General features: G+C 62.2%; 15 protein-coding genes. 12 read left to right on the top strand and 3 right to left on the bottom strand.

The features are described 5' to 3' along the window. Positions 1-49: 49 nt before the first annotated feature. Genes OCT39_RS16525 through dtd form a run of 4 tightly spaced genes read left to right on the top strand, consistent with a single transcriptional unit; the run spans position 50 to position 3301 of the window. Positions 50-598: a TRAP transporter small permease subunit gene (locus OCT39_RS16525; protein ID WP_263585526.1), complete on the top strand. Its 549-nt coding sequence runs from the start codon at positions 50-52 to the stop codon at positions 596-598. 8 nt (positions 599-606) lie between these two features. Next, positions 607-2010, top strand: a complete 1404-nt coding sequence (locus OCT39_RS16520) for a TRAP transporter large permease (protein WP_263587363.1) — start codon at positions 607-609, stop codon at positions 2008-2010. A 19-nt stretch (positions 2011-2029) separates the two neighbouring features. Further along, positions 2030-2851, top strand: coding sequence for a bifunctional hydroxymethylpyrimidine kinase/phosphomethylpyrimidine kinase (gene thiD / locus OCT39_RS16515; RefSeq protein ID WP_263585525.1), 822 nt, complete (start codon positions 2030-2032; stop codon positions 2849-2851). 3 nt (positions 2852-2854) lie between these two features. After that, entirely contained in the window at positions 2855-3301 is a 447-nt protein-coding gene (dtd, locus tag OCT39_RS16510; RefSeq protein WP_263585524.1) for a D-aminoacyl-tRNA deacylase, read from the top strand. A 34-nt stretch (positions 3302-3335) separates the two neighbouring features. Here dtd and OCT39_RS16505 read toward each other — a convergent pair whose 3' ends face one another. Beyond that, positions 3336-5276 (bottom strand): ABC-F family ATP-binding cassette domain-containing protein, encoded by a 1941-nt coding sequence (locus tag OCT39_RS16505; protein ID WP_263585523.1) that lies wholly within the window; start codon positions 5274-5276, stop codon positions 3336-3338. A 26-nt stretch (positions 5277-5302) separates the two neighbouring features. Between OCT39_RS16505 and OCT39_RS16500 the strand changes: the two genes are divergently transcribed. The 6 genes from OCT39_RS16500 (at position 5303) to OCT39_RS16475 (ending at position 10454) form a co-directional block, all read left to right on the top strand. Beyond that, on the top strand, positions 5303-5875 hold the full coding sequence (locus tag OCT39_RS16500; protein ID WP_263585522.1) for a TIGR02444 family protein: 573 nt from the start codon (positions 5303-5305) through the stop codon (positions 5873-5875). 157 nt (positions 5876-6032) lie between these two features. Beyond that, positions 6033-7079 (top strand): TRAP transporter substrate-binding protein DctP, encoded by a 1047-nt coding sequence (gene dctP, locus OCT39_RS16495; RefSeq protein WP_263585521.1) that lies wholly within the window; start codon positions 6033-6035, stop codon positions 7077-7079. A gap of 194 nt (positions 7080-7273) precedes the next feature. After that, on the top strand, positions 7274-7852 hold the full coding sequence (locus OCT39_RS16490; protein ID WP_263585520.1) for a TRAP transporter small permease: 579 nt from the start codon (positions 7274-7276) through the stop codon (positions 7850-7852). Between the two features lie 29 nt (positions 7853-7881). Then, on the top strand, positions 7882-9165 hold the full coding sequence (locus OCT39_RS16485; RefSeq protein WP_263585519.1) for a TRAP transporter large permease: 1284 nt from the start codon (positions 7882-7884) through the stop codon (positions 9163-9165). Between the two features lie 30 nt (positions 9166-9195). Then, complete coding sequence (locus OCT39_RS16480; protein WP_263585518.1) at positions 9196-9639, top strand: universal stress protein; 444 nt, start codon at positions 9196-9198, stop codon at positions 9637-9639. Positions 9640-9761: 122 nt separating this feature from the next. Further along, positions 9762-10454, top strand: a complete 693-nt coding sequence (locus tag OCT39_RS16475; RefSeq protein WP_263585517.1) for an FKBP-type peptidyl-prolyl cis-trans isomerase — start codon at positions 9762-9764, stop codon at positions 10452-10454. A gap of 77 nt (positions 10455-10531) precedes the next feature. Here the strand turns inward: OCT39_RS16475 and OCT39_RS16470 are convergent, their stop codons facing one another. Together OCT39_RS16470 and OCT39_RS16465 are read right to left on the bottom strand one after the other, a co-directional pair. Beyond that, entirely contained in the window at positions 10532-11140 is a 609-nt protein-coding gene (locus OCT39_RS16470; RefSeq protein ID WP_263585516.1) for an SCO family protein, read from the bottom strand. 1 nt (position 11141) lies between these two features. Continuing rightward, positions 11142-11642 carry a hypothetical protein gene (locus tag OCT39_RS16465; RefSeq protein WP_263585515.1) on the bottom strand — a complete coding sequence of 167 codons (501 nt, stop codon included), beginning with the start codon at positions 11640-11642 and terminating at the stop codon, positions 11142-11144. A 135-nt stretch (positions 11643-11777) separates the two neighbouring features. Here OCT39_RS16465 and OCT39_RS16460 point away from each other — a divergent pair, with 135 nt between their 5' ends. Then, positions 11778-12695, top strand: coding sequence for an AEC family transporter (locus OCT39_RS16460; protein ID WP_263585514.1), 918 nt, complete (start codon positions 11778-11780; stop codon positions 12693-12695). Positions 12696-12967: 272 nt separating this feature from the next. Continuing rightward, the gene (locus OCT39_RS16455; protein WP_252108144.1) at positions 12968-13105 is read left to right on the top strand and encodes a DUF2256 domain-containing protein; all 138 of its coding nucleotides are present in this window, start codon (positions 12968-12970) and stop codon (positions 13103-13105) included. Positions 13106-13115: the final 10 nt, after the last annotated feature.

Below are 13115 nucleotides of genomic sequence, written 5' to 3'. Positions count from 1 at the left end.
ATAGAATCGGCGATCATTTCGAGTCGTTTTCAGAAGGCAGGACACCTCCATGCGTGCAAATTCTTTTGAGCCGCGGCTTTTACGCTGGCTCGATGGGCTGACCGAAGGCGTCGGGCGAGCGGTCGCCTGGCTGATCATCATCATGATGCTGGTGCAGTTCGCCATCGTCGTGCTGCGCTACGTGATCGGGGCCAACAGCATCGTCATGCAGGAGTCGGTGATGTACATGCACGCTGCGGTGTTCATGCTCGGCGCGGCCTGGACGCTCAAGCACGACGGCCACGTGCGGGTAGACATCTTTTACCGCAAGCTCTCCAGCCGAGCCCGGGCCTGGATCGACCTGCTGGGCACGCTGTTTCTGCTCGTCCCCGTGTCGCTGTTCATCGCCATCGGCAGCTTCCACTACGTGTTGACCAGCTGGGCGATCATGGAGCGCTCGCCCAACGCCGGCATCCCGGCGGTCTATCTGTTGAAGTCGCTGATTCTCGCCATGGTGGCGCTGTTGCTCTTGCAGGCGGTGGCGCAGCTGATTCGCCAGACGCTGATCATTCGCGGCGCGCTTCCCAATCCCACTCATGAGCACGAGGAGGTCGTCTAGTGGCCGTCATACTGGACTTCATGCCGCTGGTGCTCTTCGCCGCCGTGTGCGGCGTGTTGATGCTGGGCTATCCGGTGGCGCTGTCGCTGGCCGGCACGGCGCTTGGCTTTGCCGGTATCGGCTACGCGCTCACATCACTGGGCGTGGACGTGCCCTTCGAGCCCCACATGATGGGCGCCATGCCCAACCGCCTCTACGGCATCATGACCAACACGACGCTCCTGGCGGTGCCGCTGTTCGTGCTGATGGGCGTGCTGCTGGAGAAATCTCGCGTCGCCGAAACGCTGCTCGACGCCATGGCGATGGCTTTTGGCTCGCTGCGCGGCGGGCTGGGGCTGTCGGTGATCATCGTCGGTATGCTGCTGGCGGCCTCTACCGGCATCGTCGGGGCCACCGTGGTCACCATGGGGCTTTTGTCGCTGCCGACCATGCTCAAGCGCGGCTACTCTCCGGCGCTGGCCACCGGCACCATCTGCGCCACCGGTACACTTGGCCAGATCATTCCGCCGTCGATCGCGCTGGTGCTGCTGGGCGACGTGCTCTCCAACGCCTATCAGCAGGCGCAGCTCTCCATGGGCGTGTGGAGCCCAAAGACGCTCTCCATCGGCGATCTATTCATCGGCGCTTTAGTGCCGGGGTTGATTCTGGTCGTAACCTACATCGTTTATCTGCTGGTGTTGGCGTGGCTCAAGCCGTCATCGGCGCCGGCGGTGGATCGTGAGGAGCTCAAGGCGGAGCTGAATCACCAGGGCTCGATCTGGCCGCTGCTGCTCAAGGGGCTGGTGCCGCCCATTTTGCTGATCGTGGCGGTGCTGGGCTCGATTCTAGGCGGCTTCGCAACACCCACCGAGGCCTCTGCCGTGGGCGCCTTTGGCGCGCTGGTACTGGCGGTGGCCAACCGGCGCGTGAGCTTCACCATGCTGAAGGAGACGCTCTACTCTACCGCCCAGGTCACCAGCATGGTGTTTTTGATTTTGATCGGCGCGGCGCTGTTCTCACTGGTGTTTCGCGCCTATGGCGGCGAGGAGCTGGTCACGAGCCTGTTCGAGTCCATGCCCGGCGGCGTGGTCGGCGCGACGATCATCGTCATGCTGGTGATCTTCCTGCTCGGTTTCATTCTCGATTTCATCGAGATCACCTTCGTGGTGGTGCCGATCGTTGGCCCGGTGCTGCTGGCCATGGGCGTCGACCCGATCTGGTTCGGCATCATGATCGCGGTGAACCTGCAGACCTCGTTTTTGACCCCGCCGTTCGGCTTTGCGCTGTTCTACCTGCGCGGCGTCACCCCCCCGAGTGTGCCGACCTCGGCCATCTACAAGGGCGTGATTCCGTTCATTTTGCTGCAGCTGGGTATGCTGCTGGCGCTGTCGCTATTCCCGGGGATCGCCACTTGGCTTCCCTCGGTCATGTAAGCACGGGGTAACATTGACCATGACGCATATCGCGAAGGTATTGACCATTGCCGGTTCCGACCCCTCCGGTGGCGCGGGGCTGCAGGGCGATCTGAAGACGTTTTCGGCCCTCGGCGTCTACGCCACCAACGTGATCACCGCGGTGATCGCCCAGAACACCCAGGGCGTGGCCCGGGTCGAGCCGGTCTCGCCGGAAATGATTCGCGTGCAGCTTGAGAATCTGCTCGAGGACGTGACCATCGACGCGGTGAAGATCGGCATGGTCGGCAGTCGCGAGGTCGCCGAGGTGATCAAGGCGGTGCTGGAGAAGCATCGCCCGCGCTGGATCGTGCTCGACCCGGTGATGGTCGCGAAAAGCGGCGATATCCTGGTCGATGACGAAGGCATTCGCGCGGTGCGCGACGTGCTGGTGCCACTGGCCCACGTGATCACCCCGAACCTGCCCGAGGCTGCGGTGCTGCTCGACACCGCCTCGCCCAAAACGCCGGATGAGATGGAGGCGATGCTGCCAGGGCTCACCGCGCTTGGTGCGCCCTTCGTGGTGCTCAAGGGCGGCCACCTGACCGGCGAGACCTGCCCGGATCTTCTGGCCACGCCCACCGAGCACGCCTGGCTTCCCGCCTCGCGCATTGATACGCAGAACCTGCACGGCACCGGCTGTGCGCTCTCCGCAGCGGTTGCCGCGTGTCTGGCAAGACTCCCTCTGGAGGCCGACGCGCACGCCCCGGTAGAGGCGATCCGCGAGGCCAAACAGTGGCTTCACTCAGCCCTCGAGGCCAGCGAGCGGCTGCAGGTCGGTCACGGGCGCGGGCCGGTCCATCACTTTCATCGCTGGTGGTAGCCTGTGAAAGCACTGATTCAGCGGGTGACGCACGCCGCCGTGAGCGTGGACGGCGAGCGTATCGGCGCCATCGACCAGGGGCTTCTGGCGCTGATCGGCGTCGAGCGTGGCGACAGTGAAGCGGATGCGGAGAAAATTCTGCACAAGCTGCTTCATTATCGGGTGTTCAGCGACGCCGAGGGAAAGATGAACGACAACCTGCAACAGGTCGACGGCGGGCTGCTGCTGGTGTCGCAATTCACGCTGGCCGCGGATACCCGCAAGGGGCTGCGGCCGGGCTTCTCCAGTGCCGCCGTCCCGGCAGAGGGCGAGCGGCTGTTTAACTATCTCGTCGAGTGCGCCCGCGCGGCCTGGCCGTTGGTCGAGACCGGCCGCTTCGGCGCCGACATGCAGGTGACGCTCACCAACGACGGGCCGGTCACCTTCATGCTCGAAAGTCGCCAGGTTTAAAAGCCCAGGGTTAAAAGCCCAAGGTGAAAAGCCGCTAGCGCTCGCTTTCGAGGATTTCCGCCTCCATCGCTTCCAGCGCTTCCTCGGCGGCGAGCCACTGCTGCTCGGCGCTGTCCACGCGCTCCTTGCAGCGCGCCTGCTCGGCCAGCGCCTCGGTCAGCTGTGCCTTGCGCGCCGGGTCGGTGTAGAGCGCCGGCTCCGCCAGCGTCTCTTCCACGTTCTCGAGCGCGCTCTGGGCGGCCTCCATGGCTTTTTCGGCCTGGTCACGCGCTTTTTTCTGCGGCCGCAGCTTTTCGCGTAGCGCTGCGGCGGCCTTGCGCGAGGCCTTGCGGTCTCTTGGCTGCTGCGCCTGGCGCTCGCTCTTTTCGACGCGCTCCTCACGGCGGCTCTCTTCCAGGCGCGTCTTGAGCCAGGCGCGGTAGTCATCCAGATCGCCGTCGAAGGGCTCGACCCGGTGATCCGCCACCCGCCAGAACTCGTCCACCGTGGCACGCAAGAGATGACGGTCGTGGGACACCAGAATCACCGTGCCCTCGAACGCCGACAGCGCCTGGGTCAGTGCCTCGCGCATCTCCAGATCCAGATGGTTGGTGGGCTCGTCGAGCAGTAACAGGTTCGGCTTTTGCCAAGCCACCAGCGAAAGCGCCAGGCGCGCCTTCTCGCCGCCGGAGAAGTGGGCGACCGTGGCGAAGGCGTCGTCGCCCTTGAAGCCAAAGCCGCCAAGAAAGTTGCGGATCTCCTGGTCGCTGGCGGTGGGGGAGAGGCGCTGCACGTGAACGAAGGGCGTGGCGGTGACGTCGAGCCCCTCGAGCTGGTGCTGGGCGAAGTAGCCGATCGCCAGGTGCTCGCCGGGCACGCGCTTGCCGGCCAGCAGCGAAAGCTCGCCGGTCAGCGTCTTGATCAGCGTCGACTTGCCCGCGCCGTTGGGGCCCAGCAGGCCGATGCGGCTACCGGGCAGTAGCGTCAGGTTGACCTTGTCGAGCTGAACGGTTTCTCCGGCGTCACCGCGATAGCCCAGCCGCGCGTCGTCGAGCACCAGCAGCGGGTGCGAGGTCTTGTCGGCGGCGGGCAGGGTGAAGTGAAAGGGCGAATCGACGTGGGCGATCGCGATCTCTTCCATGCGCTCGAGCATCTTCACCCGGCTCTGCGCCTGGCGCGCCTTGGTCGCCTTGGCCTTGAAGCGAGCGACGAAGCGCTCGATCTCCTCGCGCCGCGCCTGCTGCTTGGCGGCCTGGGCCTGCTGCAGGGCGAGCTTCTCGGCGCGGGTGCGCTCGAAGCGCGAATAGTTGCCGCGGTAAAGCTCGACGTTTTGCTGATGCATGTGGACGATGTGATCGCACACCGCATCGAGAAAGTCGCGATCGTGAGAGATCAGAAGCAGCGTGCCCGGGTAGCGGGTCAGCCAGTTTTCGAGCCAGAGCAGCGCGTCGAGGTCCAGGTGGTTGGTCGGCTCGTCGAGCAGCAACAGGTCAGAGGGCATGAACAGCGTGCGCGCCAGGTTCACGCGCATGCGCCAGCCGCCGGAAAAGCTCGACAGCGGCTGGGTCAGATTGGCCTGCAAAAAGCCAAGGCCGACCAGCAGCTGGGCGGCGCGGGACTCGGCAGTGTAGCCGTCGAGCGTCTCGATCAGCCCGTGAAGCTCCGCCTCGCGGTGGGCGTCGTCGGCGCGCTGGGCATCGCTCAACTCCTGCTGCGCCTGGCGCAGGGCCACGTCGCCATCCAGCACGTACTCGATGATCGAACGGTCGAGCGCCTCGACCTCCTGAGCCATGTGGGCCACGCGTTGGCCGCCGCTCATTTCGATATCGCCCTGGTCCGGGCCCAGCTCGCCGAGTAGCAGCTTGAAAAGACTCGACTTGCCGGCGCCGTTGGCGCCGATGATGCCGGCCTTGACGCCATTGTGTAGCGTCAGATCGGCGCCCTCCAGCAGCGTTTGCGTGCCCCGTTGCAGGGCCACCTGGCGCAGTGCGATCATGCTTTCTCCCGAATGAGGCGAACGTGATGAGTGATTCTAACCGATCAAGGCGCCTGCAGCAGACACCGCTTTGGGATTTCGCCTGCGCCTTCTACGCCCTCGACGATGTGACACCTGCCTGCCTGACGCTGCAGGATCAGGCCGGCGTCGATGTCTGCGAGCTTCTGTTCCACGCCTGGCTCTACCGTCATGGGCTCATGGCGACCCCGGCAGCGCTTGCCCACGAGCGGCGCTCGCGCTTGCGCTGGCAGCGCGAGATCACCCAGCCGCTTCGCGCGCTGCGCCAAACGCTCAAGGGCCAGGCTCAACGAAGTGCCTCGATCAAGGCGCTGCGCGACACCATAAAGCACGCCGAGCTTGCCGCCGAGAAAGAAAATCTTGACGCCTGGCAGGCGTTCGCGCTTGCGCCTCAAAGCGATATTTCAACGCTTGAAGAGATCGATAAAGAATCGCGGAACGCGAGCGTTTGGCTGCAGTATCAGCTCTTTTCGAGTGATTTGGCGGCCGATGCCCCTGTTTTTGACAAGCCTTGTATTGAGGTCGAAAACGCCTGGGCGGTGATTGGCACCCGTCTTGACCCGGTCAAGTCAGCGCGCTAGCCTCAAATTAAGCTATTTTTGAATAACGCATGGCGTGTGATCCGACCGTGCCCGCTTCAAACGTAGCGGGTAAGGCATCAACGCTGCGCTAGCCGTTATTTAAAAATGGATTTGTGCGCTTTATGTGACGCGCTTACCACTTCAAGGGGAACTCTGCATGAAAGCTTACAAGGCTTTATCGACGCGTTCGGTTACGTCCAAACTTCTTACCTCGGCAAGCGTTGGCGCGCTGCTGTTCGGCATGAGCGCCGCGGCCCAGGCAGATAACTGGCGTTACGCCCACGAAGAGTACGAAGGCGACGTTCAGGACGTGTTTGCCCAAGCGTTCAAGGGGTACATCGAAGAGAACTCCGATCATACCGTTCAGGTGTATCGCTTTGGCGAGCTGGGCGAGTCCGACGACATCATGGAGCAGACCCAGAACGGCATCCTGCAGTTCGTCAACCAGTCCCCCGGCTTCACCGGCGCCTTGATTCCCGAAGCGCAAATCTTCTTCATTCCCTACCTGCTGCCTACCGACGAAGAGACCGTTCTGACGTTCTTCGATGAAAGTGAGGCGATCAATGAGATGTTCCCCGAGCTCTACGCCGAGCAGGGGCTCGAACTTCTCCAGATGTATCCGGAAGGCGAAATGGTCATCACCACCGACGAGCCGATCAGCTCGCCGGAGGACATGGATAACAAGAAAATCCGTACCATGACCAATCCGCTGCTCTCCGAGACCTACAGCGCGTTTGGCGCAACGCCCACGCCGCTGCCCTGGGGCGAAGTGTACGGCGGCCTGCAGACCGGCATCATCGACGGCCAGGAAAACCCGATCTTCTGGATCGAGTCCGGCGGTCTTTATGAAGTGTCGCCCCATCTGACCTTCACCGGCCACGGCTGGTTCACCACCGCGATGATGGCCAACCAGGACTTCTACGACGGTCTGTCCGAAGAGGACCAGCAGCTGGTTCAGGACGCCACCGACGCCGCCTACGAACAAACCATGGAGCACGTTCAGGGCTTGGCCGAGGCGTCGCTGGAGAAAATTCAGGAGGCGTCCGACGAAGTCACCGTGACGCGTTTGGACGACGAGCAGATTGCAGCGTTTCGCGAGCGTGCCCCGCAGGTCGAGGAAGCCTTCCTCGAAATGACCGGCGAGCGCGGCAGCGAGCTACTCGAGCAGTTCAAGGCCGACCTTGAAAACGTTGAAAACGAGTAAGCGCGTCGTCGTCGGTGGGACGATGATCCCACCGGCCTCGCCGCACGCCTATCTCGAGTAACGCAAGGGGCAGCCACGGCTGCCCTTTTTAGTGCCCTTGGGGATGCGTTTTTTGCATGCACTTTATCCGCGCCTTTTGACCGCAATGCCGCTCGTTTTAGCGAGCGAAGCGCGGCGCTGACAGGAGAATAGCCATGACCGAAGAGGAAGCAGAAGCCAACTACCGCTCGGGGCTGCCCGGCGTTTTGGGGGTGGTCGACACCGCAATTAGCAAAGTCGAATCAGTGATTCTGGCGCTGGGGGTTTTGCTAATGGCGCTGAATACGGTCATCAACGTCGTTGCCCGATTCGTGTTCGGCAACAGCATCATGTTTTCCGGCGAGCTCAACCGGATTCTCATCATCATGATCACCTTCGCAGGGATCGGCTACGCCGCTCGCCACGGTCGACATATCCGCATGTCGGCCATTTACGATGCGCTGCCGGTGGGCGGGCGCCGCGTGCTAATGGTCGTGATTTCGCTGTTCACCTCGCTTGTGATGTTCTTTTTGCTCTACTACTCGGTGATCTACATCCTCGATCTCTACAGCAAGGGGCGGGTGCTGCCGGCGCTCAGCCTGCCGGTGTGGATGATCTATGTGTGGGTGCCGATGGGGTTTTTGATCACCGCCATTCAATACCTGCTGACCGCCATCAAGAACCTGACCAGCCACGATGTCTATCTCTCGACCGGCGTGGTGGATGGGTACAAGGATACGGAAACGGAAGTTTAACCAGGGCCACGCGAGCTTAGGGGAACACGATGACGACGATAATGGTAGTGACCATGATCGCCCTGCTGCTGCTGGGCTTTCCCATGATGATTCCGCTGATCACCGCCGCGGTGATTGGCTTTTACATGATGTTCAACGGCTTTGGCCAGATGGATACGCTGATTCAGCAGATGATGGCGGGTATCCGGCCAGCCTCGTTGATTGCGGTGCCGATGTTCATTCTCGCCGCCGATATCATGACCCGCGGCCAGTCCGCCAACCGCTTGATCGAAATGGTGATGTCCTTCATCGGCCATATCAAGGGCGGGCTTGCGGTCAGCACCGCGGCGTCGTGCACGCTGTTTGGCGCGGTGTCCGGCTCGACCCAGGCAACGGTCGTGGCGGTGGGCTCGCCGCTTCGCCCCAGGATGCTGAAAGCGGGCTACTCGGACTCGTTTACGCTGGCGCTGATCATCAACGCAAGCGATATCGCGTTTTTGATTCCGCCGAGTATCGGCATGATCATTTATGGCGTTATTTCCGGCACGTCGATCGGCGAGCTCTTCATTGCCGGTATCGGGCCAGGACTTTTGATTCTTTTCATGTTTTCGGCGTACTGCATCGTTTATGCCATCGTCAAGGACGTCCCCACCGAGCCGCGCTCGAGCTGGAAGGCTCGGGCGCTGGCGGTGAAGGATGCGCTCTGGCCGCTGGGCTTTCCGGTCATCATCGTCGGCGGTATCTACGGCGGCGTGTTCAGCCCCACGGAAGCGGCGGCGGCCTGCGTGCTTTATGCGGTGCTTCTGGAGTTCGTAGTGTTTCGCTCGCTGAAAATGAGCGATATCTACACCATCGCCAAGTCCACCGGGCTGATCACGGCGGTGGTGTTCATTCTGGTGGCGGTGGGTAACGGCTTCTCCTGGGTCATCTCGTTTGCCCAGATTCCCCAGGCCATTCTCGAGGCGGTGGGCGTCAACGACGCCGGGCCGACCGGCGTTCTGATCGCTATCTGCGTATCGTTTTTCGTCGCCTGCATGTTCGTCGATCCGATCGTCGTGATTCTGGTGCTTACGCCGATTTTCGCGCCGGCGGTAGCCGCGACCGGCCTCGACCCGGTGCTGGTAGGTATTCTGATCACGCTGCAGGTGGCGATCGGTTCGGCGACGCCACCGTTTGGCTGCGATATCTTTACCGCGATCGCGATCTTCAAGCGCCCATACTGGGACGTGATCAAGGGCACGCCGCCATTCATCCTGATTTTGATCCTCGCCGCGGCGCTTTTGATCATGTTCCCGCAGATCGCGCTGTTTCTGCGCGACGTGGCCTTTCGCTAGGTGACCGGGTCATAAAAAGGGGAAAAACCCATGTTTCATCGTATTCTGGTACCGGTGGATGGCTCGAAGGGCGCGGTCAAGGCGCTCGAGAAAGCGGTAAGCCTGCACCTGTTGACCGGCGCGGAGCTCTACATGCTCTGCGTCTTCAAACATCACAGCTTGCTCGAGGCGTCGCTTTCCATGGTGCGCCCGAGCAAGCTCGATATTCCCGACGACGCGCTCAAGGAGTACGCCACGGAAATCGCCGTCTACGCCAAGGCGCTCGCGGTGGAGCTTGGTGCCGACGCCACCCGAGTGCGCGCTTTCGTCAAGGGTGGGCGCCCATCGCGCACCATCGTGCGCTTTGCGCGAAAGCGCGAGTGCGATTTGACCGTGATTGGCGCCCAGGGCACCAACGGCGACAAGAACCTGCTGCTGGGCAGCGTGTCACAGCGCGTTGCCGGGGCATCGCACTGTCCCACCCTGGTGGTGTAATCTTGAACCTGCAGTCTTAAACCTTTGGCCCGCAACGGGGTCTTAGCCAGACAGGCGTCGCGTACGCGTTTGCGACCCAGAATTTTCCAGCCGGCGCACAGCGTCTTGAAGAAGGTTTACATATGAAAGCAATGGTCTCTACAACGTTCAAAACCGCGGCTTTGACCGGGCTTCTTTTGGTGGCGCCGTTCGCCGCCGCCGAGCCGGAAACCGACGAACAGCGCCTGGCCTACAGCCTTGGGGTGACGCTTGGCGAAAGCATGCAGGCGGATATTGAGGATCTCGATATCGATACCTTCACAAGCGGCATGCGCGACGTGTTCGAAGGCAACGAGCTGGCGCTTTCCGAAGAAGAGATGATGGAAACCCTGGTCGCCTTCCAGCAGCGCTCCATGCAGGAGCGTGAAGAGCAGGCGGCGGAAATTGCCGAGATGAACCAGCAGGAAGGCGAGGAGTACCTGGCCGAAAACGCCGAGCGTGACGATGTCGAAGTCACCGAGTCTGGCCTTCAGTACGAAGTGCTCGAGTCCGGCGACGGCGAATCGCCCGGCCCCGAGGACACCGTCGAGGTGAACTACGAAGGTATGTTGCTCGATGGCACCGTGTTCGATAGCTCCTTCGAGCGCGGCGAGTCGGTCACCTTCCAGGTCAACCAGGTCATCGAAGGTTGGCAGGAGGCACTGCAAATGATGAGCGTCGGCGATAAGTGGATGATCTACATCCCCTCCGAGCTCGCCTACGGCGAAAACGGCCAGGGTCCGATCGGTCCCAACGAAATGCTCACGTTCCGCGTCGAGCTTTTAGGCATCGAGTGATCCCTTCCGCGCCTTGACCGCACTGCGCCGCCCTCGGGCGGCGCTTTTATGGCTGAAGGCTCAGTCAACGCCGCAGGCTAACCCGTGCCCCGCTCGAGCTCGCGATCCAGTGCTGACACCAGCGCCGACGGCGTGGGTGAATAAAGCACTCGCTCAAGAATCACTCCCTCCCGATTGACGAGAAAGAGCCCGGCGGTGTGATCCACGGTGTAGGCCATGGTGGAATCAGTCGCCTCCTTTCGCTGCCACACCACGCCGTAGCGCTTGGCGACATCTTCAAGCTCGTCGGGCGTGCCGACCAGGCCAATGAACTCGTCGCCAAAGGCGCTGACGTACTCGCGCAGTCGTGCCAGCGTATCGCGCTCGAGATCCACGGTGATCATCACCGGAACGATACGCTCACGGATCGACTCGTCGAACTGCGCCAGCGCCTGACGCTTCATCGCCAGCGTAATGGGGCAGACATCGGGACAGGACGTGTAGCCAAACGACACCACGGCGATCTGATCCTCGGTCAGGTGCGAAAGCGAGAAGGCGCCATCGGTGGAGGCCATGGTGATCGGTCCGCCGCGCGGCGCCTCACTGTTTTGCCCGGCGCCTGTCAGTAGTAGCGCCAGCGCGCCAAGCCCGACAAGCGCCAAAAGCAGCGCCGCGATCACACCGCGGCGTTTGAGAAGTGCGTGCATGCTAACTCCGGGTAACCTCGAAATCGAACCAGCTGCCGATTTTGCCGCCAGGCGTGGTCACCACCACCCGCGCCCGCCAGGCCATGACGGCCTGAGTGCAGAGCCCGACCTGCCCCTGGCCGTGGAAGTGGCCCGGCGCGGTGGTGATCAGATCGAAATGGTGGCGCCCCATCGCCATGTCGCGGCCGATGAATTCAACGCTTGCCTGGCGCGCCGGCACGCCCTGGACGATCACCTCGAGCGGCAAAACGTTGAGCGCCTCGATGGGGCCGTCCACGTCCACCGCGAAGCTCAGCACACTGTCATTCAACTGCGCCGAGCAGGCGCTGGTGTGCAGCTCGCACCCAGGGTCGGGCGCGAACCAGGTAATCTCGCTGTCGTCGCGCAGCCAGCTGTTCAAGCCGTACGCCAGGCACGCCATCAGCGCCAGGGCGGTGACCAGCATGAGGACGTTGAGCAGCGGAAAAGCGCGAGAAGGTTCCGACGGGGTTGGCTTGTTCATGGCAGCGTTGGCTTGTTCATGGCAAAAGCGTCACGATACGACCACAGGGCAGAGAAGATACTGCATGGTATCAGCTAAGCGTTGCCGGCGAGCGGTCAGGATGTCGCATGTCGTGCGTAAATTGAAGGAGCATCGATGAACAGCATTACCGGAGCGCTGGGGCCGCTCTTTCTCTTGATTCTTCTGGGCGGGGTCATCGGCTACCGGCGCTGGCCGAGTCTTGAGTTCTGGGCGCAGATGGAAAAACTCATCTATTTCGTGCTGTTCCCCGCCATGCTGGTGGCAACGCTTGCCACGGCGGACGTAAGCCAGGTACCCGTGGCAAGGCTTGCGGCGGTGCTGCTTGGGGCGATTGGGCTCATGACAGGGCTGCTTTGGGGGCTGCGCTCGTGGATTCGACTGGACTCACCGGCGTTTACGTCCGTGTTTCAGGGCGCGATTCGCTTCAACACCTACGTGGGGGTGGCCGGCGCCGGAGCCCTGCACGGAAGCGCCGGGGTGACCACCGCGGCGGTTGCGGTGGCGGTCATGGTACCAGTGGTCAATATTCTCTGCGTGGCGAGCTTTATCCGCGCCGGCACGCTAGGGCAGGCGAGCCTTGGCCAGAGCGCGCTGACGCTTTTGAAGAATCCGCTGATTCTGGCCTGCCTGGCGGGAATCTTCCTGAACGTAAGCGGTATTGGCCTGCCCGGCTGGAGTGGCAGCGCCGCCGAGCTATTGGGCCGCGCCGCACTGCCGCTGGGGCTGGTGGCGGTAGGCGTGGCGCTTCGCCCGGCGGCGCTGTGGCGCCTGGACCGCGGCACGTTGACCACCAACGTGGCCAAGCTGTTGCTCATGCCGCTGGTCGTGTTGCTGCTCGCCTGGGTTCTGGGCCTCGACCCCTTGAGTCGCGACGTGGCGCTTTTGTTTGCCGCGCTGCCCACGGCCACCTCGGCCTATATTCTGGCCCGCCAGCTGGGCGGCGACGCGGAGCTGATGGCCGCGATCATCACCGGACAAACGCTTTTAGCCATGCTGACGCTGCCGCTGTGGCTCAAACTGGCTGGCGTGTAAAAATAAATAAAAAGTATTCGCATTTGTGTTGACGGGGTAAATGAGAATTATTATATTGTCCTTGCTGGCGTTTGATGAGACGTCACAACCAGGACAGCGGGACTTTTTCTGTCATGGTTTCTCCCTCTCATTGCTAGTCACGGTCTTTTGCCACTCCTCGGGAGTGGCTTTCTTTTTTGGTGCCTCCCGAAAATTTTAAGCGCTGACTGCCCCGTCGGCGGGTGCAACGTGTCTAGACTGAGGCGACACCCCGTACGCGAGCCCGCTTTCTCATGGCCCATAAAAAGCCCCACCTTCCCACCAAAACCTGCCCCGTGTGCCAAAAGCCCTTCGCCTGGCGCAAGAAGTGGGCGCGGGACTGGGACAACGTCGTCTACTGCTCCGAGCGCTGTCGGCGTCAGGGCGTTTAAACCCTTCTCA

Origin of the sequence: Halomonas sp. GD1P12, from assembly GCF_025725645.1 — a bacterium.
GTDB lineage: Bacteria > Pseudomonadota > Gammaproteobacteria > Pseudomonadales > Halomonadaceae > Vreelandella.
This window is presented reverse-complemented; position numbering and strand designations above follow the sequence as displayed.

Coding starts and splice junctions, on each gene's coding strand:
- OCT39_RS16465 (WP_263585515.1), bottom strand. CDS start 11,642: ATGAACAAGCCAACCCCGTCGGAACCTTCTCGCGCTTTTCCGCTGCTC.
- OCT39_RS16455 (WP_252108144.1), top strand. CDS start 12,968: ATGGCCCATAAAAAGCCCCACCTTCCCACCAAAACCTGCCCCGTGTGC.
- OCT39_RS16480 (WP_263585518.1), top strand. CDS start 9,196: ATGTTTCATCGTATTCTGGTACCGGTGGATGGCTCGAAGGGCGCGGTC.
- thiD (WP_263585525.1), top strand. CDS start 2,030: ATGACGCATATCGCGAAGGTATTGACCATTGCCGGTTCCGACCCCTCC.
- OCT39_RS16475 (WP_263585517.1), top strand. CDS start 9,762: ATGAAAGCAATGGTCTCTACAACGTTCAAAACCGCGGCTTTGACCGGG.
- OCT39_RS16470 (WP_263585516.1), bottom strand. CDS start 11,140: ATGCACGCACTTCTCAAACGCCGCGGTGTGATCGCGGCGCTGCTTTTG.
- OCT39_RS16500 (WP_263585522.1), top strand. CDS start 5,303: ATGAGTGATTCTAACCGATCAAGGCGCCTGCAGCAGACACCGCTTTGG.
- OCT39_RS16525 (WP_263585526.1), top strand. CDS start 50: ATGCGTGCAAATTCTTTTGAGCCGCGGCTTTTACGCTGGCTCGATGGG.
- OCT39_RS16460 (WP_263585514.1), top strand. CDS start 11,778: ATGAACAGCATTACCGGAGCGCTGGGGCCGCTCTTTCTCTTGATTCTT.
- dctP (WP_263585521.1), top strand. CDS start 6,033: ATGAAAGCTTACAAGGCTTTATCGACGCGTTCGGTTACGTCCAAACTT.
- OCT39_RS16490 (WP_263585520.1), top strand. CDS start 7,274: ATGACCGAAGAGGAAGCAGAAGCCAACTACCGCTCGGGGCTGCCCGGC.
- OCT39_RS16505 (WP_263585523.1), bottom strand. CDS start 5,276: ATGATCGCACTGCGCCAGGTGGCCCTGCAACGGGGCACGCAAACGCTG.
- OCT39_RS16485 (WP_263585519.1), top strand. CDS start 7,882: ATGACGACGATAATGGTAGTGACCATGATCGCCCTGCTGCTGCTGGGC.